Origin of the sequence: Mycobacterium sp., assembly GCF_049647605.1 — a bacterium.
In the GTDB taxonomy this organism is placed as follows: Bacteria; Actinomycetota; Actinomycetes; order Mycobacteriales; family Mycobacteriaceae; genus Mycobacterium.
The window spans coordinates 1-21,377 of record NZ_JBARXZ010000130.1; the positions used below are offsets into that span (position 1 = coordinate 1).

Annotated in this window: 27 protein-coding genes; 11 read left to right on the forward strand and 16 right to left on the reverse strand. The window is 65.8% G+C overall.

Going from position 1 to position 21,377, the window contains the following annotated elements:
• Both WBB07_RS17225 and nrdR read left to right on the forward strand, forming a co-directional pair.
• Positions 1-376: LysM peptidoglycan-binding domain-containing protein (locus tag WBB07_RS17225; RefSeq protein WP_526309613.1), on the forward strand; the 376-nt coding region annotated here is incomplete at its 5' end.
• 223 nt (positions 377-599) lie between these two features.
• Positions 600-1,064, forward strand: a complete 465-nt coding sequence (nrdR, locus tag WBB07_RS17230; protein WP_526309646.1) for a transcriptional regulator NrdR — start codon at positions 600-602, stop codon at positions 1,062-1,064.
• 19 nt (positions 1,065-1,083) lie between these two features.
• On the opposite strand, the gene WBB07_RS17235 is transcribed toward nrdR, so the two are convergent.
• The 4 genes from WBB07_RS17235 to sthA form a co-directional block, all read right to left on the reverse strand.
• A complete protein-coding gene (locus tag WBB07_RS17235) occupies positions 1,084-1,788 on the reverse strand; it encodes a PhzF family protein (RefSeq protein WP_526309614.1) in 705 nt (234 codons plus the stop codon).
• 64 nt (positions 1,789-1,852) lie between these two features.
• Positions 1,853-2,875 carry an alpha/beta fold hydrolase gene (locus WBB07_RS17240; protein WP_526309615.1) on the reverse strand — a complete coding sequence of 341 codons (1,023 nt, stop codon included), beginning with the start codon at positions 2,873-2,875 and terminating at the stop codon, positions 1,853-1,855.
• Positions 2,876-3,010: 135 nt separating this feature from the next.
• A complete protein-coding gene (locus WBB07_RS17245) occupies positions 3,011-4,018 on the reverse strand; it encodes a proteasome assembly chaperone family protein (RefSeq protein WP_526309616.1) in 1,008 nt (335 codons plus the stop codon).
• A gap of 209 nt (positions 4,019-4,227) precedes the next feature.
• Positions 4,228-5,646, reverse strand: coding sequence for a Si-specific NAD(P)(+) transhydrogenase (gene sthA / locus WBB07_RS17250; protein ID WP_526309617.1), 1,419 nt, complete (start codon positions 5,644-5,646; stop codon positions 4,228-4,230).
• Positions 5,647-5,811: 165 nt separating this feature from the next.
• Between sthA and WBB07_RS17255 the strand changes: the two genes are divergently transcribed.
• A complete protein-coding gene (locus WBB07_RS17255; RefSeq protein ID WP_526309618.1) occupies positions 5,812-6,885 on the forward strand; it encodes a DUF4192 family protein in 1,074 nt (357 codons plus the stop codon).
• Between the two features lie 18 nt (positions 6,886-6,903).
• Here the strand turns inward: WBB07_RS17255 and WBB07_RS17260 are convergent, their stop codons facing one another.
• The 3 genes from WBB07_RS17260 to WBB07_RS17270 all read right to left on the reverse strand — a co-directional run bounded on the left by WBB07_RS17260 (position 6,904) and on the right by WBB07_RS17270 (position 9,254).
• On the reverse strand, positions 6,904-7,596 hold the full coding sequence (locus tag WBB07_RS17260) for an iron-dependent transcriptional repressor DtxR (protein WP_526309619.1): 693 nt from the start codon (positions 7,594-7,596) through the stop codon (positions 6,904-6,906).
• 156 nt (positions 7,597-7,752) lie between these two features.
• Positions 7,753-8,742 (reverse strand): sigma-70 family RNA polymerase sigma factor, encoded by a 990-nt coding sequence (locus WBB07_RS17265; RefSeq protein ID WP_526309620.1) that lies wholly within the window; start codon positions 8,740-8,742, stop codon positions 7,753-7,755.
• A gap of 128 nt (positions 8,743-8,870) precedes the next feature.
• Positions 8,871-9,254 (reverse strand): DUF3099 domain-containing protein, encoded by a 384-nt coding sequence (locus WBB07_RS17270; protein WP_526309621.1) that lies wholly within the window; start codon positions 9,252-9,254, stop codon positions 8,871-8,873.
• Between the two features lie 77 nt (positions 9,255-9,331).
• Between WBB07_RS17270 and WBB07_RS17275 the strand changes: the two genes are divergently transcribed.
• Positions 9,332-9,571, forward strand: a complete 240-nt coding sequence (locus WBB07_RS17275; RefSeq protein WP_526309622.1) for a DUF3039 domain-containing protein — start codon at positions 9,332-9,334, stop codon at positions 9,569-9,571.
• Here WBB07_RS17275 and WBB07_RS17280 read toward each other — a convergent pair.
• Complete coding sequence (locus WBB07_RS17280) at positions 9,558-10,583, reverse strand: YhjD/YihY/BrkB family envelope integrity protein (protein WP_526309623.1); 1,026 nt, start codon at positions 10,581-10,583, stop codon at positions 9,558-9,560. The genes WBB07_RS17275 and WBB07_RS17280 overlap by 14 nt on opposite strands.
• Positions 10,584-10,648: 65 nt before the next feature.
• Entirely contained in the window at positions 10,649-10,840 is a 192-nt protein-coding gene (locus WBB07_RS17285) for a DUF7455 domain-containing protein (RefSeq protein ID WP_526309624.1), read from the reverse strand.
• A gap of 138 nt (positions 10,841-10,978) precedes the next feature.
• Between WBB07_RS17285 and WBB07_RS17290 the strand changes: the two genes are divergently transcribed.
• A complete protein-coding gene (locus tag WBB07_RS17290; RefSeq protein WP_526309625.1) occupies positions 10,979-11,359 on the forward strand; it encodes a DUF952 domain-containing protein in 381 nt (126 codons plus the stop codon).
• Positions 11,360-11,510: 151 nt separating this feature from the next.
• Here WBB07_RS17290 and WBB07_RS17295 read toward each other — a convergent pair whose 3' ends face one another.
• Together WBB07_RS17295 and ppgK are read right to left on the reverse strand one after the other, a co-directional pair.
• Positions 11,511-12,983: an RNA polymerase sigma factor gene (locus tag WBB07_RS17295; RefSeq protein ID WP_526309626.1), complete on the reverse strand. Its 1,473-nt coding sequence runs from the start codon at positions 12,981-12,983 to the stop codon at positions 11,511-11,513.
• A gap of 136 nt (positions 12,984-13,119) precedes the next feature.
• Positions 13,120-13,914 (reverse strand): polyphosphate--glucose phosphotransferase, encoded by a 795-nt coding sequence (gene ppgK, locus WBB07_RS17300; protein ID WP_526309627.1) that lies wholly within the window; start codon positions 13,912-13,914, stop codon positions 13,120-13,122.
• 79 nt (positions 13,915-13,993) lie between these two features.
• Between ppgK and WBB07_RS17305 the strand changes: the two genes are divergently transcribed.
• The gene (locus tag WBB07_RS17305) at positions 13,994-14,929 is read left to right on the forward strand and encodes an inositol monophosphatase family protein (RefSeq protein WP_526309628.1); all 936 of its coding nucleotides are present in this window, start codon (positions 13,994-13,996) and stop codon (positions 14,927-14,929) included.
• Positions 14,930-14,940: 11 nt separating this feature from the next.
• On the opposite strand, the gene cei is transcribed toward WBB07_RS17305, so the two are convergent.
• Positions 14,941-15,591 carry an envelope integrity protein Cei gene (gene cei / locus WBB07_RS17310; RefSeq protein ID WP_526309629.1) on the reverse strand — a complete coding sequence of 217 codons (651 nt, stop codon included), beginning with the start codon at positions 15,589-15,591 and terminating at the stop codon, positions 14,941-14,943.
• A 178-nt stretch (positions 15,592-15,769) separates the two neighbouring features.
• On the opposite strand from cei, the gene WBB07_RS17315 reads away from it, so the two are divergent.
• Positions 15,770-16,072, forward strand: coding sequence for a DUF4193 family protein (locus WBB07_RS17315; RefSeq protein WP_526309630.1), 303 nt, complete (start codon positions 15,770-15,772; stop codon positions 16,070-16,072).
• 99 nt (positions 16,073-16,171) lie between these two features.
• Here WBB07_RS17315 and WBB07_RS17320 read toward each other — a convergent pair whose 3' ends face one another.
• Positions 16,172-16,648 carry a DUF3093 family protein gene (locus WBB07_RS17320; RefSeq protein WP_526309631.1) on the reverse strand — a complete coding sequence of 159 codons (477 nt, stop codon included), beginning with the start codon at positions 16,646-16,648 and terminating at the stop codon, positions 16,172-16,174.
• 25 nt (positions 16,649-16,673) lie between these two features.
• On the opposite strand from WBB07_RS17320, the gene dut reads away from it, so the two are divergent.
• Together dut and WBB07_RS17330 are read left to right on the forward strand one after the other, a co-directional pair.
• Entirely contained in the window at positions 16,674-17,138 is a 465-nt protein-coding gene (dut, locus tag WBB07_RS17325; RefSeq protein WP_526309632.1) for a dUTP diphosphatase, read from the forward strand.
• Complete coding sequence (locus WBB07_RS17330; protein ID WP_526309633.1) at positions 17,138-17,902, forward strand: DUF3710 domain-containing protein; 765 nt, start codon at positions 17,138-17,140, stop codon at positions 17,900-17,902. The genes dut and WBB07_RS17330 overlap by 1 nt, the downstream gene beginning before the upstream one ends.
• Positions 17,903-17,915: 13 nt before the next feature.
• Here WBB07_RS17330 and WBB07_RS17335 read toward each other — a convergent pair whose 3' ends face one another.
• On the reverse strand, positions 17,916-18,614 hold the full coding sequence (locus WBB07_RS17335; RefSeq protein ID WP_526309634.1) for an alpha/beta fold hydrolase: 699 nt from the start codon (positions 18,612-18,614) through the stop codon (positions 17,916-17,918).
• A 131-nt stretch (positions 18,615-18,745) separates the two neighbouring features.
• On the opposite strand from WBB07_RS17335, the gene WBB07_RS17340 reads away from it, so the two are divergent.
• Positions 18,746-19,117 carry an OB-fold nucleic acid binding domain-containing protein gene (locus WBB07_RS17340; protein ID WP_526309635.1) on the forward strand — a complete coding sequence of 124 codons (372 nt, stop codon included), beginning with the start codon at positions 18,746-18,748 and terminating at the stop codon, positions 19,115-19,117.
• Positions 19,118-19,267: 150 nt separating this feature from the next.
• Positions 19,268-19,921 carry a DUF3159 domain-containing protein gene (locus WBB07_RS17345; protein ID WP_526309647.1) on the forward strand — a complete coding sequence of 218 codons (654 nt, stop codon included), beginning with the start codon at positions 19,268-19,270 and terminating at the stop codon, positions 19,919-19,921.
• A 20-nt stretch (positions 19,922-19,941) separates the two neighbouring features.
• On the opposite strand, the gene WBB07_RS17350 is transcribed toward WBB07_RS17345, so the two are convergent.
• Positions 19,942-20,616, reverse strand: a complete 675-nt coding sequence (locus WBB07_RS17350; RefSeq protein ID WP_526309636.1) for a potassium channel family protein — start codon at positions 20,614-20,616, stop codon at positions 19,942-19,944.
• A complete protein-coding gene (locus tag WBB07_RS17355) occupies positions 20,613-21,296 on the reverse strand; it encodes a potassium channel family protein (RefSeq protein WP_526309637.1) in 684 nt (227 codons plus the stop codon). Before WBB07_RS17355 ends, WBB07_RS17350 begins: the two co-directional genes overlap by 4 nt.
• Positions 21,297-21,377: the final 81 nt, after the last annotated feature.

The following is a 21,377-nucleotide window of genomic DNA, read 5'->3' on the forward strand; positions in this document are numbered from 1 at the left end:
GCCGATGTCGGTCCGGCCGGCCGGTGCGCCACCACGGCGGTCCGGCGCCGGGGTTCTGATGTCGCGGGCGCCGCACCGTCGGCAGCGTTCGATCACTCCTGCCACCACCGTGGGCTTGGCGCTGCTGGCCGCCCTGATCACGGTGTGGCTGGGGGCGGTGGCGCAGTTCGGGGAAGCGATCCAGGGGGCGACCGTCCCCGGTCCGGGCAAGCTTGCGGTGGTCCAGGTGCAATCGGGGGAGACATTGCAGACTGTCGCGGTCCGGGTGGCGCCGGATATGCCGGTTGGCCAGACGGTGAAGCAGATCCGTGAGCTCAATCAGTTGGACGGCGCCGCCGTGAACGCCGGCCAGACACTGATCGCACCAGTGGGCTGAAATGGTTTCCGGGCCTGATCAACTCAGGTGGTGCATGGGCACTGTCGTTCCGGCGCACGCGTCGCCACCCACCGTGAAGCCGGCGCTGACATCCTCGGTGGTGCTTACGGTGACTCCGGTGGGCGAGCCCTCAGCGGCCCCTACAAAGACTGCGGTGGCTGGGCTCAACGTGGCGCAGGTACTCTCTGAGAAGAAGTCAATCGCAGACGGCAAAGGAGCGGTGATGCACTGTCCTTTCTGTCGGCACCCGGATTCTCGTGTGGTCGATTCCCGCGAAGCGGATGAGGGCCAGGCCATTCGGCGACGGCGGTCATGTCCAGAGTGCGGTCGTCGATTCACCACGGTGGAGACGGCGATACTCGCTGTGGTCAAGCGCAGTGGCGTGACCGAGCCCTTTTCGCGCGAGAAAGTGATGCGCGGTGTGCGGCGGGCCTGTCAAGGGCGGCACGTGGCCGAGGACGCCCTGCATCTGTTGGCGCAGCAGGTGGAAGACACCATTCGGGCAGCCGGTTCTCCGGAGGTCCCGAGCAACGAGGTCGGCCTGGCGATTCTGGGTCCTCTGCGTGAGCTCGACGAGGTGGCCTATCTACGGTTCGCGTCGGTGTATCGCTCGTTCTCGTCGGCCGAGGATTTCGAGCAGGAGATCCGCTCGCTGCGCGAGCATCGACAGGTATCGACGCCCAGCTGATCCGAGCAGTTGCGCGCCGTCAGGACAGTTCGACGTCCACGGTGCCGTCGAAGACGACTCGGCCCGCGACTTGGACCCAGCCATCCGGGCTCCAGTTGGTGAGAATCTGTGATCCCTTACCCTGAGTGATCGCCAGATTGCGGCTCAAGTATTCGGTCACCCGTACTGCGGCGGATCCGGTCGCTTCATCTTCGGGAATCCCGAGGTGAGCGGCGAACACCCGGGAGCGAACTGCACCCTGGTCCCGGTCGATCCACGTCCACAGATAGTGCTCGGTGTCGTCGGGGTAGTCGGCATGATCGGCCGCGGCAAGGTCGTCGACCGTCTCGAGATCGTGAATGGCCAACTCCGGTGCCCACTCTGCGCGGGCACTGATCGAGATCAGACTCTCATCGCCCCGTGCGCCGTAGGCCACCGGCACGATCCCGGCGGGAACCTGCAGTGTGTTCACCGGTGTTCCCTGTTCGCGTAACCACCACGCGGCCCCGACCGTGGGGTGGCCTGCGAACGGGATTTCAACGGCAGGTGTGAAGATGGTGATGTGCGCCGTGGTGCTGCCGGCGGAGGGAGGATCGATGAAAATCGTTTCGCTGTAACCCAATTGCGTTGCCAGCTGCTGTCGGAACTCGGGAGCGACGACGGCGGCGTCGACCACTCCGAGCGGGTTTCCGAAATTGCCGGCCGGATCGGTGAACACTCGCAGCACTGCGACATCGATAGCCATGACACGACTGTACTGGGCGCGCTCAGACTGTCGGGGACGTCACTGTCGAGATGGCGCTGCGCTGTCAGGTGGCGCTGCGCTCGTCGGTTCCCATGGCGTCGAGCACCGCGACCTTGGTATCGACGGTCCCGGACAAGGTGGATTCGCTGACACCGGTGCGCAACAGGTCGCGCAGTGCGGTCTGGTCATACTCGGCGGGTTGGGTGGTTTCGATGAATTGTTCGACCACTTCGACAAACCGGTCGGGGTCGTCGTGGAAGGGGAAGTGTCCGGAGCGTTTGAAGATCTCCAGCTGCGAGCCGGGCATCGCAGCGTGTGCCATTCTGGCATGGCTGACCGGGATCACCACGTCCTGCTCGCCCCAGATCAATTGCACCGGAACCGTTTCGGTGAGATAACAGCGATCCAGCATGGTGACGACTTGCCCGCGCCAGTCGACTACGGCGCGCAGGGTGCGGGTGAACGCGGAAGTGGCGGTCGGTTCCGGGAGGTCGCGCAGGATCCGCAGCGCGTTGGGCAGGTCCCGGCCCAACGCGGTGGTGCCGAACACCTTTCCCGCGACCGCGCCGACAGCTTGCACTGCCGGCAGTACCAGTGGAAGCCGCAGCAGCGACAACGCTTCACCACCCAACGGCAGCGAGGCCACCCGAAGCGCGACATTGACGTCTTTGGTCACGCCACCGGCACCCACCAGGATCAACCGATCCACCAGCTGGGGGAACTGGTAGGCGAATTGCATTGCGACGCCGCCGCCCAGCGAATGCCCGACCACGGTGACCTTCTCGATATCGAGAACACCGAGCAGATCGCGCATGCCATTGGCATAGGCAGCCACCGAATAGTCGGCCCGCGGCTTGTCGGACTGGCCGTGCCCGAGAAGATCCGGAGCGATCACGGTGAAACGCTGGGCCAGCTTGGACTGGACCGTCGACCAGGTGGTCGAGTTGTCGCCGATTCCGTGGATCAGCAGCAGCGCCGGCCCGGACCCGGCGATGCGGAACGCCCGGCGGTAACCGTGAATGGTCCGGAAGTCGAGCGTCGGGGTCAGCTCCCGCACCGAGCGCAGGTTTCGCTTGCGGTCGGTCATTCGAATTGCACCGCAGGACAGGGCATACCCGTTGCCGCTGACAATGTGGTCGGATTCGTCATCTGCACCAACTTCGTCGTAGGGCCCCCGTCGCGCGGTGGTACTGAGCGGGGTGCCGACCCGGCGCGGTGTGGCTCAGGTCGTGTCGTCGTCCCGGAACGGGTCCTGGAACGGTTCTCCGGCCTGCTGCGCCAGGAAGCGCTCGAACTCCGCTCCCAGTTCGTCGCCGCTGGGGAGTTCCTCGTCGCGGGCAAGCAATGAGCGATTCTCCTGAGCTGCAACGAATGCATCGTACTGGTGCTCGAGTGCGCTGACCACCTGAGCCACCTCCGAGCTGGCTTCGACCTGCTCGTCAATTTTGGTCCTGATCTCGGCGGCAGCGTCGTCGAGAGCCGCCAGCGGGATCTCCAGCGAACTCGCCTTGGCGACCTGTTCGAGCAAGGCCTTGGCGGCGTCCGGGTAGTCGGTCTGGGCCAGGTAGTGCGGAACGTGAACGGTGAACCCCATGACCTCGTGCCCATGCTGGGCCATCCGGTACTCCAGGAGATTCGACACACTGCCGGGCACCTGCACCTCGCCCACCCACGGGGTGTGCTCGGCGATCAGTTCCTTGTCATTGGCATGCGCGGTCAGGGTGACCGGACGGGTGTGGGGGACCGCCATCGGGATGGCGCCCAATCCGATGGTGCGGCGGACATCGAGACGCTCGGCCAGTAGCCGGACCGCGGTGATGAAGCGTTCCCATTTCAGATCCGGCTCCAAACCGGCCAACAGCAGGAACGGGGTGCCCATGCTGTCGTGCAAGGCATAGAGATTGAGCTCGGGGGCCTCGTACTGAGTGAAGTGGTCGGTCTTGAATGTCATCAACGGCCGCCGCGAGCGGTAGTCGAGCAGCTCGTCGATGGCAAAGGAGGCGACCAACTCCGTGTCGAGTGTCTGCGTGAGGTGCTCGGCGGCCAGTTTGACGGCGTGGCCGGCATCGGAGAAGCCCTCGAGCGCGTGCACCAGTACCGGGCCTCGTCCGTCAACCGACGACAGCTGCGGAGCGGGGAACTCCAGTTCGTACATTCCGCTCTGGTCAGGTTGATACTGCCGATCGGTGTGGGCTTCCGGTCCGTGCTCGGAGCCGTCGCTGTCACCCATGTGTCTCTCGCCTCCTCGTCGCGGCGCAGTCATTCTCCGGTCATGCGCCGTGTTGTCCTAGTTTCCCTCAATACGTCGTCTGTGTATTCACAGACCCACCGCTTCCCTTCGCAACGTTCGGTGGTGAGGTGGACATTCCTTCAGGTTTACCCGCCGGCGGCGCGGTCAGAGGCTTCCCGCAGGCCGGCTCTGTCACACAGGCGCCACGGTCAGCGGCTGCGGAACTGGTTGAGGGCGCGCATCTTGTTCATCACGTCCAAGGCCGCCACCTTGTACGCCTCGGAGAACGTCGGATAGTTGAACACTGCGTCCACCAGGTACTCGACGGTGCCGCCGCAGCCCATGACGGCCTGGCCGATGTGCACCATCTCGGTGGCATTCGTACCGAAGATGTGCACGCCGAGCAGTCGTAGGTCGTCGGTGGACACGAGCAACTTCAGCATTCCGTAGGAGTCACCGGCGATCTGTCCGCGGGCCAGTTCGCGGTAGCGGGAGACGCCGACCTCGTACGGAATGGATTCCTTGGTCAGATCGACCTCGGTGGCTCCCACGTAGGACACCTCGGGGATCGAGTAGATGCCGATGGGCTGGAGTTCGGTCATGCCGTGGCACGGCTCGCCGAATGCGTGGTAGGCGGCGAGGCGCCCCTGATCCATCGACGTCGCCGCCAAGGCCGGGAAGCCGATGACGTCACCGACGGCGTAGATGTGATCGACCTTGGTCTGATAGTTGTCGTCGACGAAGATCCGGCCGCGGTTGTCGGCCTCCAACCCGGCGTTGCCGAGATCGAGGTGATCGGTCTGGCCCTGGCGGCCCGCGGAGTACATGACGGTCTCGGCTGGGATCTGCTTGCCGCTGGCCAGCGTGGTCACCGTGCCTGCGCCGCCGACGTCGACGGCGGTGACCTCCTCGCCGAAGCGGAAGGTGACGGCCAGGTCGCGCAGATGGAACCGCAGCGCCTCGACGATCTCCGGGTCGCAGAACTCGAGCATGGAGTCGCGTTTCTCGACCACCGTCACCTTGGTGCCGAGGGCCGCGAACATGGAGGCGTATTCGATACCGATCACCCCGGCACCGACCACCACCATCGACGACGGCAGGGTCTTCAGGTCCAGGATGCCGTCGGAGTCGAGGACTCGTTCTTCGTCGAATTCGACTCCGGCCGGGTGCGCCGGCTTGGTGCCGGTGGCGATCACGATGTAGTCACCGCTGATGGTGGAGCGCTCGCCGCGGCTCTGGTCCTCGACGAGCACGGTGTGCTCGTCGAGGAACCGTGCGTGTCCGGTGTGCAGGTCGATCCGGTTCCGCATCAGCTGGTTGCGCACCACGTCGATCTCTCGCCCGATCACATGCTGGGTGCGTGCCAGCAGATCGGCGGGGGTGATCTTCTCTTTGACGCGGTAGCTGGCGCCGTACAACTCGCGCTGGCTCATGCCGGTGAGGTAGACAACCGCCTCACGCAAGGTTTTGGACGGGATGGTGCCGGTGTTCACGCAGACGCCGCCGAGCATGCGTCCGCGTTCGATCACGGCCACGGTTTTGCCGAGTTTGGCCGCGGCGATGGCCGCTTTCTGACCGCCCGGGCCGGAGCCGATGACTACCAGGTCGTATTCCTGCGTCGAAACCATGGATAGCTGTCTACGCCCATTGACCGTCGATCGCATGCCGACAATGTCAATGTGGCGTGAACACTGGGGGCCGGCCGCTCAGAGTTCGAGGTTCATCCACAGTCCTGCGGTCCCGGGCGCCGCAGCGCTGCGTTTGTGACGGTCCCGGTTGCCAGCCTCTGGGCTATGACATCTCATCATCTGGACTTCGGTTCCGCGGACTTCGATCTGAACGAGCCCGCGGCGTTGATCGCCGCCATCCCGGCGATCCTGGGCTTCACTCCTGAGGACTCGCTGGTCCTGGTCACCGTCGACCGCGGCCAGATCGGTGCTGTGCTGCGGGTCGACCTCGACAATGAGCTCTCAGACAACCTCGGAGAGCTGGTATCGGCGGCCGCGGCAGCCCGGCCGGACGCGGTCATCGCCGTCATCGTCGACGCCGCCGGTGCGCGGTGCCCGATGTGCATCGAGGGCCATCAGCGGCTGGCAGCGGCCCTGGCCACCGAAGTCGGAGGTCGGGACATCCCGTTGGTGGCGGCGCATTTGGTGGACCGGGTGGCCGCGGGAGGCCAGTGGCACTGCGTCGACGGCTGTGGGGCCCGGGGCCGGGTCAACGACCCGGAATGCTCACCGGTGGCCGTCGCCGCGGTCCTGGACGGCCGCCGACTCTACGGTCGTCGCAGTGACCTGCAAGCGGTGATCGCGGTCGACGACGGTCCTCGATCCCAGCGGGTCGCAGAGGCGGTGGCGGCGTTGCAGGCGGGGGAGCCGGAGGCAGCGGCCGCGGACACAACCTCCAGGGCCAGGCGGGCGGTCCAGGACACGTTGGCTGCGACGGCGCGGATCGCGGCCGGGGCTGAGCTCACCGATGCCGAGATCGCGGTGGTCGGGTTCGGGATGGCCGATCTTCGGGTGCGCGACACGCTGTACGGCCTTGCGGTCGGAGCAGCTGCCGACGCTGCGGAAGCCCTGTGGGCAGCGCTTGCCCGGGTACTGCCGGAGCAGTGGCGGGTTGAAGCGCTGGTCCAGCTCGCGTTCTCCGCCTATGCGCGTGGTGACGGGCCATTGGCGGGGGTGTCGTTGGAGGCGGCGTTGCGCATCGACCCGGTGCACCGGATGGCGGGGATGCTGGACACGGCACTGCAGGCGGGGATGCGCCCGGAACAGATCCGCGATCTCGCGGTGACTGCTTACCGTCTGGCCGACGAGCTCGGGGTGGTGTTGCCTGCGCGTGAAGAAGTCGGGCGCCGGGCCGGATGAATCCGGCCCGGCGGCGATTCAGACTTTCTCCACCTTGACCGCGTGGGCCATTTCGTGGGGAAGCTCAACCTGTTCGTGGCCGGGGATCACGATGGTGACTCCGCCATGGGGGCTCGACTCGACGGTGACACGTGCATTCGGTACCACGCCGGCCTCTTTGAGCCGGCCGATCAGCATCGTGTCGCCCTGGACGTGCTCGGTCAGCTGCCGCACGACAACGGCTACCGGCGAGCCGGCCGGCAGCTCGGTGAGCCGCACCAGGTTTTCCTCTTCGGGGCTTTGGGTGGTGCCGATACCGAGTTCGGAGAGGCCCGGAATCGGGTTTCCGAACGGTGACACCGTGGGGTTGTCCAGAACCGCCACGAGCCGCCGCTCGACGTCCTCACTCATCACGTGTTCCCAACGGCAGGCCTCGGCGTGGACTTCTTCCCACGGCAGGCCGATCACGTCGACGAGAAGGCGCTCGGCCAGCCGGTGCTTGCGCATCACCGCCACGGCGAGTGCTCGGCCGGTTTCGGTGAGCTCGAGGTGGCGGTCTCCAGCCACGTGCAACAGGCCGTCCCGTTCCATCCGTGAGACCGTCTGGCTCACCGTCGGACCGCTCTGTTCCAGGCGTTCGGCGATCCGCGCCCGCAACGGCACGACGCCCTCTTCCTCGAGGTCATAGATCGTCCGCAGATACATTTCCGTGGTATCTACCAGGTCATTCATGTGGCACCTCCGTCGCCGACGAGTCTACTTGGGCAACTGCACCGATTGTGCCGCTCTGGCCGGCACGCCGACATGTGGATCCTAGTCGTAGCGGCCGGCCTCCAGACAGCAGTGTGCCCGCCGGTCGGAGACGCGGCGGGCACACTGATCGTCGGGTTAGCTGGCGTACGAGCGAAGTCGATCGGCACGCTCGCCATGGCGCAGTTTGGCCATCACTTCGCGTTCGATCTGGCGGACCCGTTCCCGCGAGAGACCAAACAGTTTGCCTATTTGGTCCAACGTCCGGGGCTGTCCGTCGTCGAGACCGAATCGCAACCGGATGACCTGGTGCTCACGCTCATCGAGGGTGGAGAGCACACTGCGGATATCGGTGTGCAGCAGTTCGGAGATCACCGCGTTCTCCGCCGAAAGGGCTTCGGCGTCTTCGATGAAGTCACCGAGCGGTGCCTCCTCATCGCTGCCTACGGGCATGTCGAGCGACACCGGGTCGCGGCTGTGCTCCAACAGGTCGTTGATCTTCTCGACGGGGATACCGGACTCCTCGGCCAGCTCTTCGTCGGTGGCCTCCCGGCCGAGGCTCTGGTGCATCTCACGTTTGATGCGGGCCAGCTTGTTGACCTGTTCGACCAGGTGCACCGGAAGCCGGATGGTCCGGCTCTGATCGGCCATACCGCGGGTGATCGCCTGACGAATCCACCACGTGGCGTACGTCGAGAACTTGAATCCTTTGGTGTAGTCGAACTTTTCCATCGCGCGGATGAGGCCGAGGTTGCCCTCCTGGATGAGATCCAGCAGCGGCATGCCCCGTCCGGTGTAGCGCTTCGCAAGCGACACCACCAGGCGCAAGTTCGCTTCCAGTAGATGGCTGCGGGCGGCCTGGCCGTCACGGGCCACCGTCGCAAGATCGCGTTTGCGGTTCTCTCCGAGGCGCTTCCGCGTGTCCAACAGATGTTGTGCGTAGAGACCGGCCTCGATGCGCTTGGCCAGCTCCACCTCGTCGGCGGCGTTGAGCAACGCCGTCTTGCCGATACCGTTCAGATACACCCGTACGAGGTCGGCGGCTGGGCTCTGGGCGTCCAGATCGCTGTCGATACGAGTAACGGCGGCATTTGCCATATCGGCCTCCTCAGTGGCTCGAACTGTCATGTGGTTCAACGCCTGACTGAAGAGAAGAGTTCCCACACGTCCGCCGATTCACACCCGTTGACGTGCGCAAATGCCAGCTCGACCTGAGAATGCTCTGAGAATCGAACTAGAAGTCCCTCATGTGGGAGTCATGGCCGTTCCGCATCGGGATCCGTTTGTGCGGTGCCAGGTTCCAGCTCTGGATGCTCGGCGACGGGGAACAACGGAATCCGGCCGCGCGAGTCCTGGAAGCGTCGCGGTTCTTCACGTTTGCGTGGCGGGCGATCGTTGGCGATCAACACCGCGATCCAGGGCAGCGGGATGGACACCGCCACGATTAGCAGTGAGACCCAACCATTTTCCCACCACCCGTATGCGGCGGCGGCAAGGATCAATGCCGGAATACGGAACGACATGATCGTCAAATATTTACGGACGCGTTTGCGGTGTTCCTCTTCGTAAGGGAGGGCCGCTTCGGTGATCAGGATCGGCCGACCCTCGTCGTCGAAACCCAGCTGCGGGCTGTGCTTCATGACCTCTACTCTCGCACAATTGGGTGACACCGGCGCCACGGGTTTGTCGCGCGTAATTTTCTCGGCAGAATGTTGCCATGCAGACCGACACTCTCGAACGCACCGACGTCGACGAAAAGACAGACGACGGCAATGACAGCGACCGGCCCAAGTTCTTCCACTACGTCAAGAAGGACAAGATCGCCGAGAGCGCGGTGATGGGAACCCACGTCGTAGCGCTGTGCGGCGAGGTTTTCCCGGTCACGAAATCGGCCAAGCCCGGCTCCCCGGTGTGCCCGGACTGTAAACGCATCTACGAATCCCTCAAGAAGGGCTGACGGCGCTGTCCGAGCCGGTTCCCCCGTCATCGGAGGCGGCGGCACCGGCCCGGTCCTGGACCCCGGAACCCGATTCGGCCTTCGCCGGTTCCGGGGCCGGCTGGTTTCGCCGTTGCCGTAACCAGAAGCGCAGCCGGTTCGCGTGTGTCTCCGGCGCCGGCCATTCCTCTTGGATCGCAGCGTTGAGTTCGGCGCCGATCATGATGGCGAACCCCAGGAAGAACGCGAACAGCAAGAACGCGATGGGCGTGGCCAGCGCCCCGTAGGTGTATCCGGTTTTGGTGATCGAGCTCAGATACACCCGCAACCCGCCGGTCGCGACGAGGAAGACCGCGGTCGCCAGTGCGGCCCCGATCACCAGTCGATGGGTGGGCAGCGGTTCTGGCAATGACACCCGGTACAGAATGGTCACCAGCACCAGCAGGCTGATGATGAGCACGGGGAAGTAACCGTACTGCAAGACGTTGGCCCAGCTTTCGGGGATGTGCTCGGCGATCTTGCGCGGACCCAGCGCCAGGAACGGCGCTGAGACGATCACCATCAGCAGCCCGGCCACGTACAGGCCGAGGGCGTAGAACCGCTGCCGTACCGGGTGGCGCAACGGTGTCTGATCGTGAGCCTCGACGGTGGAGTCCACCCACGCCGAGATCGCCGATGAGCCCGCCCACAGCGAGATCACGAATCCCAGGGACACCACTTCACCCCGGGCGCCCTGAACGATGTCCCGAACAGTCGGCTCGATGATCTCGGTGACGATGTTGTCGGAGAAGAAACTGCTCGCGGTGGCGATCAACTGGGTGTTGATCGTTTCGAGAGTGTCAGGACCGAACAACGGTGCGATGTAGGCGAGGCTGCCGAGCATCCCCAACAACAGCGGCGGTAGCGACAACACCGACCAGAATCCCGCCTGGGCGGATTCCGCGAAGATCGAGTCGTCCCACGCTTTGGCGAGGGTGCGTTTGGTGATGTGCCAGATGTGATGCCGCGAAGGCTTGGCGGGCTGGTCTGTCATGTCCCGTCAAGCATCCCTGACTGCGGCACCCAACGCCCAAACGGTGCTCCCGGCGCGCCGCCGGATCAGGGTTCGGTCGGGCTGATCTCCAACACTGCGGCCAACTCGACGAGCTTTGCCTCGTGCTCGTTCGCGTGGTGCTGGCAGAACAACAGAACAGATCCCGAGGGGAGCTTCGCACGCACCCGTGCGGCGGCGCCGCAACGGTCGCAGCGATCAGCCCTGGTCAATTCGGGACTGGTCAGAGTTGCGTTCATGGCTCCTCCAGTTTCTCGCGTGGTCTCTACTGTCTCAGACGTTTTCGGTTCCGGCCTTGTTCCCGGGGTGTTCATCGGTGTGTCGTGTCTCACGCGGGATCCGTTTCAGCGCGGACCGATCCACGGCAAGCTTGCAGCATGAACACGAGTTCCCCGGTTCTGGTGCATCTGTGCGGTGCCGACGAGTGGTCAGCGGCCTCCGCGTCGGCGCAGTACCGGCCCACATCACTGGCCGAGGTCGGCTTCATTCATCTTTCGACGCCTGAACAGGTACACCTGCCCGCCAATCGACTCTTCGCGGGGCGTACCGATCTGGTACTGCTGTACCTGTCCGCGGACCGGCTCGCGGCGCCGGTCCGGTGGGAGCCCGGTGTTGCCGGTGATCCTGAAGCGATGCTGTTTCCGCATCTGTACGGTCCGTTGCCGACTGGTGCTGTGAGAAGTATCACCCGGTATCTGCCCGGGGCGGACGGCAGATTCGGCCCGTTGGGCCCCGGTGAGTCCGGCCCGTCGACGTAGGCGTCGGCTTCGATTTTGATTTCGACAAGAGCGCTGTCGGGGCGGGAAACCGCCCGCCGCACGGGCATTGTGGACCGCTGAGCTTCCTGCAGCCGAACAACGAAGCCCGGCATAGCTATTCGCTATGCCGGGCTTCGTTGATCGTGAGGATCTAGTCGAGGTAGTCGCGCAGCACCTGAGAACGGCTGGGGTGCCGCAACTTCGACATGGTCTTGGATTCGATCTGCCGGATCCGTTCGCGGGTCACACCGTAGACCTGGCCGATCTCGTCGAGGGTGCGCGGCTGCCCGTCGGTCAGGCCGAACCGCAACCGCACCACACCGGCTTCGCGCTCGGAGAGGGTTTCCAGCACCGACTGCAGCTGATCCTGCAGGAGGGTGAAGGACACCGCGTCGACGGCCACCACGGCCTCGGAATCCTCGATGAAGTCACCGAGCTGGCTGTCACCCTCGTCGCCGATGGTCTGGTCCAGCGAGATGGGCTCACGCGCGTACTGCTGGATCTCCAGCACCTTCTCGGGCGTGATGTCCATTTCCTTGGCGAGCTCCTCGGGCGTGGGCTCGCGGCCCAGGTCCTGGAGGAGCTCACGCTGGATGCGGCCCAGCTTGTTGATGACCTCGACCATGTGCACCGGGATGCGGATGGTGCGTGCCTGGTCGGCCATGGCGCGGGTGATGGCCTGCCGGATCCACCAGGTGGCGTAGGTGGAGAACTTGTAGCCCTTGGTGTAGTCGAACTTCTCGACCGCACGGATCAAGCCGAGGTTGCCCTCCTGGATCAGGTCCAGGAACGCCATGCCGCGGCCGGTGTAGCGCTTGGCCAGCGACACCACCAGGCGCAGGTTCGCCTCCAGCAGGTGGTTCTTGGCGCGATCGCCGTCCCGGCAGATCCACATCATGTCGCGGCGCTGCGCCGCGGGCAGCTTCTCGCCCTTGTCGGCCAGCTCGGTCATCAGCTGGGTGGCGTAGAGCCCGGCCTCGATGCGCTTGGCGAGCTCGACCTCCTCCTCGGCATTGAGCAGTGCGACCTTGCCGATCTGCTTGAGATAGGCGCGCACCGAGTCTGCCGAGGCGGTGAGTTCGGCGTCTTTACGCGCCTGGCGCAGCGCCTCGGACTCCTCTTCGTCCCAGACGAAATCGCCGGACGCCTTGTCCTTCTCGGACGGCTCGGAGATGTCCTCGCCGTCGGCGGCGGCTTTCTTGCCATCGGCGGCGGTTCCGGTGGCGGCCTCCGGCGAGTCCTCGTCGTCGGAGTCGTCGAGCTCCTCGAGTTCGAGGTCTGCGTCCTCGAGGTCCTCGCCGGGCTCGGCCTCCAAATCGTCGTCGAGCGCTTCGACGTCGTCGCCGCCGTCTACGTCGTCGGCCTTGGCGACACCCTTCTTGGGACGGCCACGTGTCGGCGAGCCGTCAGCTTTCTTGGCGGCACGCTTGGCGGGGGCCTTGGCCGCGCCAGCCTTGGCGACCCGCTTTGCGGGCGCCTTCTTGGCCGGTGCGAGAGCGCTGCTGGTCGCCGGATCTTGGACGGTGCTGGTCACCGTGTCTTCGGTTGCCGGGCTTGCTTTGATCGCTGCCACGTACACCCTTTCGGTCTTGCTGTACTTCCAGTGGTTATGGGCAAGCGCCACTGAGAGCGTCGGCTATCGGAATTATTCGGCGTGGTTCTCGGGGGGAGTTTCGCCGCTATCCGGGTGGCGGCCGCCTTGACCATTGTAGCTACTGAGACGGGCTGCTCCGCGCCGAGCAGGCAAAATTTCGCGGCTATCAGTGAGTTCCGTGCGTGACGTCACCTTGCGAGGCCATCGCAGCACCGACGATTCCCGCGGTGTTCTGCAGAGCGGCAGCCACCACCGGGGTTCGGTTCTCGAGCAGCGGGATCCATTTCTCGGCTTTGCGGCTGATGCCGCCACCGGCGATGAACAGGTCGGGCCAGATCGCGTTCTCCACGGCAATGAGCACCTTGGTGACCTCTTGGGTCCAGCGCCGGTAGCTCCAGTCCTTGCGTTCCTTGACCGATGAGGCGGCTCGGTGCTCGGCCTCCTTGCCCCCGACCTCGAGGTGCCCGAATTCGGTGTTGGGCAGGAGTATGCCGTTGTGGATCACCGCTGAACCGATCCCGGTGCCGAAGGTGAGCAACACGATCAGCCCGCTGTTGTCTTTGCCGGCGCCGAAGCGCTCTTCCGCCAGCCCGGCCGCGTCGGCGTCGTTGAGCACGCTCACCGGCTGGCCGTCGAGGGCGCCGCTGATGGTTTCGACGACGTTGGTGCCGATCCAGGCTTTGTCCACATTGGCCGCGGTGCGCACCACGCCGTGGGTGACGACGCCGGGATAGGTGACGCCGAGCGGGCCGTCCCACCCGAACTCCTTGACCACTGCGGCGACTGTCTGTGCGACGGCAGTCGGCGTGGCGGGCTGGGGGGTGGGCAGCTTGAAGCGCTCGCCGACCAACGCTCCGGTGTCGAGGTCGACGATGCCGCCTTTGACGCCGCTACCACCGACGTCGATGCCGAAACCGAGATGCTGCTTGGAGGAAGAGGAAGTGGTATCGGATTCGGTCATTGCTGTGCTCCCTCACGTGGCTGGCGTAGGCGATCCACACCCTAGTGTGTCGGCACTGCTTTGGTGGGAGTGCGCCCGGATGCGGCTTGTGTGTTGCGATAGTCGGGTGATCTCGCCCGATTCGATACCTGATTCCCCTCGCGCCGCAACCCTGTCCGACGACCTTGTTGTCGAGCTCCGCGACGTGGCCCGCCGGCTTGCTGCCGAGGCCGCGGAGTTTGTCCGTCGGCGCCGCGTCGAAGTGTTCGGCGATGCCTCCGATGCCGGCCCGGCTGCGGACGCGGCCGCGGACAGTGTGCGGACCAAGAGCACGCCGACCGACCCCGTCACCGTGGTGGACACCGAAACCGAACGATTGCTGCGGGACCGGCTGGAACAGCTGCGTCCCGGCGATGCGGTGCTCGGTGAGGAGGGCGGTGGGCCGGCCGACGGGGTGCCCGCAGGATCGATCACCTGGGTGCTCGACCCGATCGACGGCACGGTGAACTTCGTGTACGGCATTCCCGCCTACGGCGTGTCCATTGCCGCCCAGGTCGACGGCGTCTCGGTCGCCGGCGCGGTGGCCGATGTGGTGTCCGGCGAGGTGTACTACGCCGCGCTCGGGCACGGCGCCGCTGTGGAGGGGCCGGCAGGTCGGAAAGATCTGCGCTGCAACCCCGTCGACAACTTGTCCATGGCGCTGCTGGGCACCGGATTCGGGTACAAGCCGTCCCGGCGTGCCGCGCAGGCGGTGCTGTTGTCGCGGGTGATGCCGTCGGTGCGGGACGTCCGCAGGATCGGCTCGGCGGCTCTGGACCTGTGCATGGTGGCCGCTGGGCGACTCGATCTGTACTACGAGCACCGGCTCAACGTCTGGGATTGGGCAGCGGGTGCGCTGGTGGCGGCCGAGGCCGGTGCGCAGATGATGTTCCCCACCGAGCCGACGCAGCTGTTGGTGGCGGCCGCGCCCGGGGTGGCCGAGGAGTTCCACGCGGTGCTGGCGGGCCTGGGGGCACTCGAACCGATAGAGGAGTGACCCCGGCCGGTTCAGCAGGTGGCGGAGTGGATCTTGGTCAGCAGGGCCGGATCGGAGGGCTCGGTGGCATCCGGTTGCAACCCCGTCAGCACGGCGTTGATGTCGTCACTGTGGGTCAGCGTGGTGAAGTCGGTGCCGATCACCAGGTCCACGGAGTCGCTCTCACGTTCGTCGCGGAAGAGTTCCGTGCAAGGGGCCACCAGCCACACCGCCGCGGCAGAGGCTTCGCCCGCGGGGCCGAACCGGATCTGGCCCTGGCAGGTGAGCTGGGCGCCGGCGTAGATCGGGTCGTTGGCGGCTGTCGGCTGGGCAAACCCCAGGTCTCGCAGTTCGCCCGACACCTCGCCGGCTTGGCCGCCGCGCCCGCTGGCGTTGAGCACGGAGATCTTGGTCTCGGCGAGCCTTGCCGGCTCGACACGCGCCATCTCGGTGCTCGGCACCTTTTCGCCGAGTCGGGGAGTGGCCGGGTCGGTGGGCTCGGGCGGTGGATTGCACACCGCAGCCTGGACCACCTCCGGAGGGCGAGTCAGGGCAAGCGTCCAGATCAGTCCCGTGACGATGGCGAGTACCGCGGCGACGATGATGCCCGGCCAGATGTTGCGGCGCCGGAACGGCAACCCACGTTTGTCGAACGCCGTTCCTTCAGTGATATGCGCGACCACGAGTGCACTCTAGAGGTCCTGTGCAAATCCTGAGCCGCCCCCCTTTGGGAAGATGTGATGTAAATCACACTTGATTGGAGGGGGTTCCGGGCACGAATCATTTGGCACAAGCGTTCGGCACTGGTACAAAGCTCTGCTGGCAAGAGCTTGCGATCGGGGAACCAAGAGGGGAAGAACGATGGCTACCGACTATGACGCTCCACGGCGCAATGAAACCGATGACGTTTCCGAGGATTCGTTGGAGGAGCTCAAGGCACGGCGGAACGAAGCGCAGTCGGCTGTGGTCGACGTCGACGAAGCTGAGACAGCGGAGTCATTCGAGCTGCCGGGCGCTGACCTGTCCGGCGAAGAACTTTCGGTCCGGGTCGTCCCGAAACAGGCTGACGAGTTCACGTGCTCGAGTTGCTTTCTGGTACATCACCGCAGCCGTCTCGCCAGCGAGAAGAACGGCATGATGATCTGCAGCGACTGCGCAGCCTGACCTGACTGTGGCTCTGGCCGGGCAGCGCCCGGCCAGAGCCACAGATCGGCGCCGACTCTCAGATCGGCGCCGCAGCGTGTTTCGGTGTTCCCGGTGGGCTCAGCTACGCAATGCCGAGAGAATGCGTTCGGGTCGGCGGCAGCTGACCAGCCAGTACGGTGTCGGGTCGTCGGGATCGTCGAGGACGACCAGAACCATCGGACCCACCCAGCCCCGGTGCAGCACATACGCCGCCGGATCCAGCTGGCGTCCCAGGGCCGCCGACTTCGCCGACCGCGGGATTTCTGCTGATCTGGTGATCACCGATGCCGGTAGGTGTGCCTGGCCGGCCCAGAGTTCCACGGCGCCGTCGGTTTCGATCACCGCCACTTCGGATCGCCCGAACCAGACCAGCACGGTGGACGCCACGCCGAACAGGGCAGCGAACGGCACCCAGTTCGGCAGCGATTTGGCTGCCTGGTTGATTTCGAGCGCTATCAGCGCAGCCAGGATGAAGCCCAGCGGCCACCACCACCAAGGCACCCAGAGCCTCTCGCGGTATCTCACCGTCTGCGAGGTCACACGCGAACCAACCACGGAGCCAAGAGTAGTCTGATGCCTCGTGTCGACCCGTCTGGCGGTGGTCCGCCTCGACCCCGAACTGCCTCTGCCCGGCCGCGCTCACGAAGGTGACGCCGGGGTGGACCTCTTCAGCGCCCAGGATGTGGCGCTGGCGCCGGGGCAACGTGCCCTGGTTCCTACCGGTATCGCGGTGGCGATTCCCTTCGGGATGGTCGGCCTGGTGCATCCGCGGTCCGGACTGGCGGCTCGCGTCGGTCTGTCGATCGTCAACAGCCCGGGCACGATCGATGCCGGCTATCGCGGTGAGATCAAGGTCTCGTTGATCAACCTCGATCCGGCCGAGCCGATCGTGATCAGCCGTGGCGACCGGATCGCGCAACTTCTGGTTCAGCGCGTCGAACTCCCCGAACTCGTCGAAGTCGTGTCTTTCGACGAGGCGGGCTTGGGGGACACCACCCGTGGCGCTGGCGGCCACGGCTCATCGGGAGGACATTCGAGCTTGTGATGGCATTCGGTAAGAGCAAGAAAGACGACGCAGAGGTCGACGAGGTCACGGCGGTCGTCGGCGCGCAGGTCGACGCCGATGACGAGGACGACGACGGCCCGTTCGACATCGAGGATTTCGACGACCCCGAGGTGGCCAAGGTGGGCCGTCTGGACCTGGGGTCGGTGCTGATCCCGCTACCGGCCGCGGGGCAGGTTCAGGTGGAGCTCAGCCAGACCGGTGTGCCCAGCGCCGTCTGGGTCGTCACGCCCAACGGTCGGTTCACCGTCGCCGCGTACGCCGCGCCCAAGAGCGCCGGTCTGTGGCGGGAGGTGGCGACCGAACTGGCCGAGTCGCTCCGCAAGGACGGCGCCCAGGTCAGCATCGAATCCGGGCCGTGGGGTCGCGAAGTGGTGGGCGTCGCGGCTGGAGCGGTGCGGTTCATCGGTGTCGACGGCTACCGGTGGATGATCCGGTGTGTTGTCAACGGTGCCCACGAGACCATCGCGGCTCTTGCGGCCGAGGCGCGGAAAGCATTGTCCGACACTGTGGTCCGTCGTGATTCCACACCTCTTCCGGTGCGCACGCCGCTACCGGTGCAACTGCCGGAACCGATGGCCGCCCAACTGCGTGCCGCCGCTGAGCAGGCGGCTGTCGCCCAAGCCCAGCAGGCTCAGCAAGCCCAGCAGGCACAGGGGCAGCAGCCACCGGCGACTCCCGCCGCCCGGCGGGGCGCGCAGGGTTCGGCGATGCAGCAGCTGCGCAGCACCATCACCGGCGGCTGAGCTCGAGCGAGTTTCAGATATCGCTCAGGGCGGCCATGCAGGCCGCCCCGAGCAGGGCGGGATCGCGGCCGAACTCCTCGAGGGTGACGGTGCGCAGCGATGCGTACGGCGCGGCCGCGACCCACTCCACCCCGACCTCCAGGGGGTGCACCGGATCATCGGTGGCGGAGACGACGGCCAGTGGCGCCGTCAGGGTTTCCAACTGGTCGACGGTCGGTGCGACGTAGCCGGCCGCCTCCTCCATGGCCTCCGGCAAGTAGGGCCATTGACGCACCCAGGATCGGGTCAGCTCATCGGCCAGCCAGCCCGGACTGGAGTCACGCATCCGGGCGGTCGCGGCGACCAGCCCGTCGCGCCGAAGCTCACCGGCGGAGTATCGGGCGGCCTGCGCAGCCGGTGCGGTATCCGGGCTACCGGTCCAGGCCGGCAGGGCGGCCAGCACGGCGACAGCGCGTCCCGGGTGTGTGATTGCCCACGCGGCACCCACCGCGGCTCCCAGCGAGACCCCGGCGATGGCGATCGGCGCCTCGCGGGAGGCGAGGTCCAGGGCCTCCAGGTAGCCGGCGATCAGCTGTTGCGGGCGTGGCGCATGGGGCAGCGGCACCGCACCTGCGCCGTGCAACACCTCGGAGAACACCCGATAGGTGTAGTCGTCGTCGGATCCGGTTCCGGGCAGCAGGACGGTCGACACGCCACGGAGATCAACAACCATGACGTTGATGGTGCCCTGGTACCGCGCAATGGAGAAAGTTGTGGTTTGGCCGCGATGCGGCGTGGCAATCGGGAACCAACGGGTCTACCGTGTCGTTGGCATTGTGAATCCGCTGAATGTCAGGAGTGATGATGGCAGCGGCCGAAGGTTATCTGAGGCGGCTCACCCGTCGATTGACGGAAGATCCGGAACAGCGCGACGTCGACGAGTTGACCGATGAGGCAGCCGTCACCGGCGCGCAGCGCGCCATCGACTGTCAGCGCGGTCAAGAGGTCACCATGGTGGGCACGCTGCGCAGCGTCGAGGCCAACGCCAAGGGCTGCGCCGGCGGGGTGAAGGCCGAGCTGTTCGACGGCACAGACACCGTGACCCTGGTCTGGTTGGGCCAACGCCGGATTCCCGGCATCGACTCCGGACGGACCTTGCGAGTGCATGGTCGTGTCGGCAAGCTGGACAACGGCACCAAGGCGATTTACAACCCGCACTATGAAATCCAGCGGTAGCGAAGCCACCCCACGTATGCGGATCGAACCGTTCGAAGGAACCAAAGGAACCAGTTGAGCACCGATTCCGAAAACCGTGGCTGGCCGCCCGGGCAGGCTGCGAACGCCGATTCCGAGGACGGCACCAGCCGTACCAGTGCCCAGGCACTGATGGACCAGATGGGCGGGATCAGCGGACTGATCTACTCGTCGGTGCCGGTGGTGGCTTTTGTCCCGATCTCGTCGATCTTCGGCTTGGTGCCCGCCATCGTGTCGGCACTCGGAGTGGCCGCGGCGATCCTGGTGTGGCGGCTGATCCGCAAGGAATCCGTCCAGCCCGCGGTGTCGGGCTTCATCGGCGTCGGATTCTGCGCGCTGATCGCCTACATGGTCGGTGAAGCCAAAGGCTATTTCCTGTACGGCATCTGGATGTCGCTGGTGTGGGCCGCGGTGTTCACCCTCTCCATACTGATCCGCCGGCCTGCCGTCGGCTACGCGTGGGGCTGGATCGGCGGGCACGGCCACGACTGGCGCTCGGTGCGCGGTGCGGTTCGGGCTTTCGACCTGGCCACCGCCACGTGGGTGCTGGTATTTGCGTCGCGGTTCCTGGTCCAGCACCAGTTGTACGACGCCGATCAGACGGGATGGCTGGGATTCGCCCGCATCGCCATGGGATGGCCGCTGACTGCGCTGGCCGCTCTGGTGACCTACGTCGCGATCAAGTCTGCCCAGAAGGCCATCAAGGCCGCGGAGGAATCCGCGCCCGAGCCCGAACCGATTCCCGGGCGCGACCCGGAACCGGACCCGGTTCACCGGCCCGAGTAGGCCCCGAACGCCGGGGCGGTCTAGTTTCCGCGGTGCCCGGTGGGCAGCAGCAGTGCGCGCAGGTCGGCTTCCACATCGGGGGAAGCCACCAACAGCAGTTCGTCGCCGCCCTCGAGGGGTTCGTCGGATTCCGGCACGATGACCCGATTGCCGCGCAGGATCGTCACGAGTGCCGCGTCGCGCGGCAGATCCAGCTTGCGGACCGGCTTCCCGCCCCACGGTGTGTCATCGGGCAGGGTGATCTCCAGCAGGTTGGCCTCACCCTTGCGGAATTCCATGATGTGTACCAGGTCGCCGACCGCAACAGCTTCCTCGACCAGCGATGCGAGCATGCGGGGCGTCGAGACCGCCACGTCGACACCCCAGGCCTCGTCGAACAACCATTCGTTGCGCGGGTCGTTGACCCGGGCGACCACCCGCGACACTGCAAACTCGGTCTTGGCCAACAGCGACAGCACGACATTGGCCTTGTCGTCTCCGGTTGCGGCGATCACCACGTCGAACTCGTGGGCCCGCACCGACTCCAACAGGGAGAGCTCGCAGGCGTCACCGAGGCACCAGTGTGCGGCGGGAATCGCATCGACGTCGATGTGGTCGGCGTTGCGTTCGATCAGGGTGACGTCATGACCGTTCTCGATCAGTTCCCGGGCGATCGAGCGGCCGACGGCTCCGGCGCCCCCGATGGCTACTCTCATCGGCTGTCTCCTGAGTCCAGGTCGTCACTTGGTGGCAGGGCCGAGATCGCCATCGCTTCCGCGACCCGCCCGGAGACCGCCGCGATGTACACCTGGTCGCTGGCCTGGATCATGGTCTTGGGCTCGGGCAGGATTCCGGTGCCGAACCGGAGTAGGAATGCCACCCGCGAGCCGGTGGCCGACTCGAGGTCGGTGACCCGTCGTCCGACCCACCCTTCATGTAGCAGCACTTCGGCGACCGCCACCGTTCCGGTGGGATCACGCCATCGGGCGGTCTCGGTGTCACCGGTCAATGCGTTGAGGAGCCGGTCGGTGGTCCAGGGGACCGTCGCCACCGTCGGAATGCCCAGTCGTTCGTAGACAGCGGCGCGTTTGGCGTCGTAGATACGGGCGACCACCTTGGGCACCCCGAATGTCTCCCGCGCCACTCGTGCCGAGATGATGTTGGAGTTGTCGCCGGAGGACACGGCCGCGAAAGCGCCGGCTTCCTCAATGCCGGCGCGCAGCAGCACTTCCCGGTCGAAGCCCATGCCCAGCACGCGATCGCCGGAGAAGTCCGGTGACAGCCTCTGAAAAGCTGCGGAGTCCCGGTCGATGATGGCTACATCGTGGCCGATCCGGGCCAATCCATCGGCGAGTGCGGCACCGACCCGGCCGCACCCCATCACCACTACCCGCACCTGGTGTCCTCACCGTTCGTAGAGCGCAGCCCAACTATCGCATCGCCCGTCCACCCGAGTCATGTCGACGGTACGCGGAAC

Coding starts and splice junctions, on each gene's coding strand:
- nrdR (WP_526309646.1), top strand. CDS start 600: ATGCACTGTCCTTTCTGTCGGCACCCGGATTCTCGTGTGGTCGATTCC.
- WBB07_RS17235 (WP_526309614.1), bottom strand. CDS start 1,788: ATGGCTATCGATGTCGCAGTGCTGCGAGTGTTCACCGATCCGGCCGGC.
- WBB07_RS17240 (WP_526309615.1), bottom strand. CDS start 2,875: ATGACCGACCGCAAGCGAAACCTGCGCTCGGTGCGGGAGCTGACCCCG.
- WBB07_RS17245 (WP_526309616.1), bottom strand. CDS start 4,018: ATGGGTGACAGCGACGGCTCCGAGCACGGACCGGAAGCCCACACCGAT.
- sthA (WP_526309617.1), bottom strand. CDS start 5,646: ATGGTTTCGACGCAGGAATACGACCTGGTAGTCATCGGCTCCGGCCCG.
- WBB07_RS17255 (WP_526309618.1), top strand. CDS start 5,812: ATGACATCTCATCATCTGGACTTCGGTTCCGCGGACTTCGATCTGAAC.
- WBB07_RS17260 (WP_526309619.1), bottom strand. CDS start 7,596: ATGAATGACCTGGTAGATACCACGGAAATGTATCTGCGGACGATCTAT.
- WBB07_RS17265 (WP_526309620.1), bottom strand. CDS start 8,742: ATGACAGTTCGAGCCACTGAGGAGGCCGATATGGCAAATGCCGCCGTT.
- WBB07_RS17270 (WP_526309621.1), bottom strand. CDS start 9,254: ATGAAGCACAGCCCGCAGCTGGGTTTCGACGACGAGGGTCGGCCGATC.
- WBB07_RS17275 (WP_526309622.1), top strand. CDS start 9,332: ATGCAGACCGACACTCTCGAACGCACCGACGTCGACGAAAAGACAGAC.
- WBB07_RS17280 (WP_526309623.1), bottom strand. CDS start 10,583: ATGACAGACCAGCCCGCCAAGCCTTCGCGGCATCACATCTGGCACATC.
- WBB07_RS17285 (WP_526309624.1), bottom strand. CDS start 10,840: ATGAACGCAACTCTGACCAGTCCCGAATTGACCAGGGCTGATCGCTGC.
- WBB07_RS17290 (WP_526309625.1), top strand. CDS start 10,979: ATGAACACGAGTTCCCCGGTTCTGGTGCATCTGTGCGGTGCCGACGAG.
- ppgK (WP_526309627.1), bottom strand. CDS start 13,914: ATGACCGAATCCGATACCACTTCCTCTTCCTCCAAGCAGCATCTCGGT.
- WBB07_RS17305 (WP_526309628.1), top strand. CDS start 13,994: ATGCGGCTTGTGTGTTGCGATAGTCGGGTGATCTCGCCCGATTCGATA.
- WBB07_RS17315 (WP_526309630.1), top strand. CDS start 15,770: ATGGCTACCGACTATGACGCTCCACGGCGCAATGAAACCGATGACGTT.
- WBB07_RS17330 (WP_526309633.1), top strand. CDS start 17,138: ATGGCATTCGGTAAGAGCAAGAAAGACGACGCAGAGGTCGACGAGGTC.
- WBB07_RS17335 (WP_526309634.1), bottom strand. CDS start 18,614: ATGGTTGTTGATCTCCGTGGCGTGTCGACCGTCCTGCTGCCCGGAACC.
- WBB07_RS17340 (WP_526309635.1), top strand. CDS start 18,746: ATGGCAGCGGCCGAAGGTTATCTGAGGCGGCTCACCCGTCGATTGACG.
- WBB07_RS17345 (WP_526309647.1), top strand. CDS start 19,268: ATGGACCAGATGGGCGGGATCAGCGGACTGATCTACTCGTCGGTGCCG.
- WBB07_RS17350 (WP_526309636.1), bottom strand. CDS start 20,616: ATGAGAGTAGCCATCGGGGGCGCCGGAGCCGTCGGCCGCTCGATCGCC.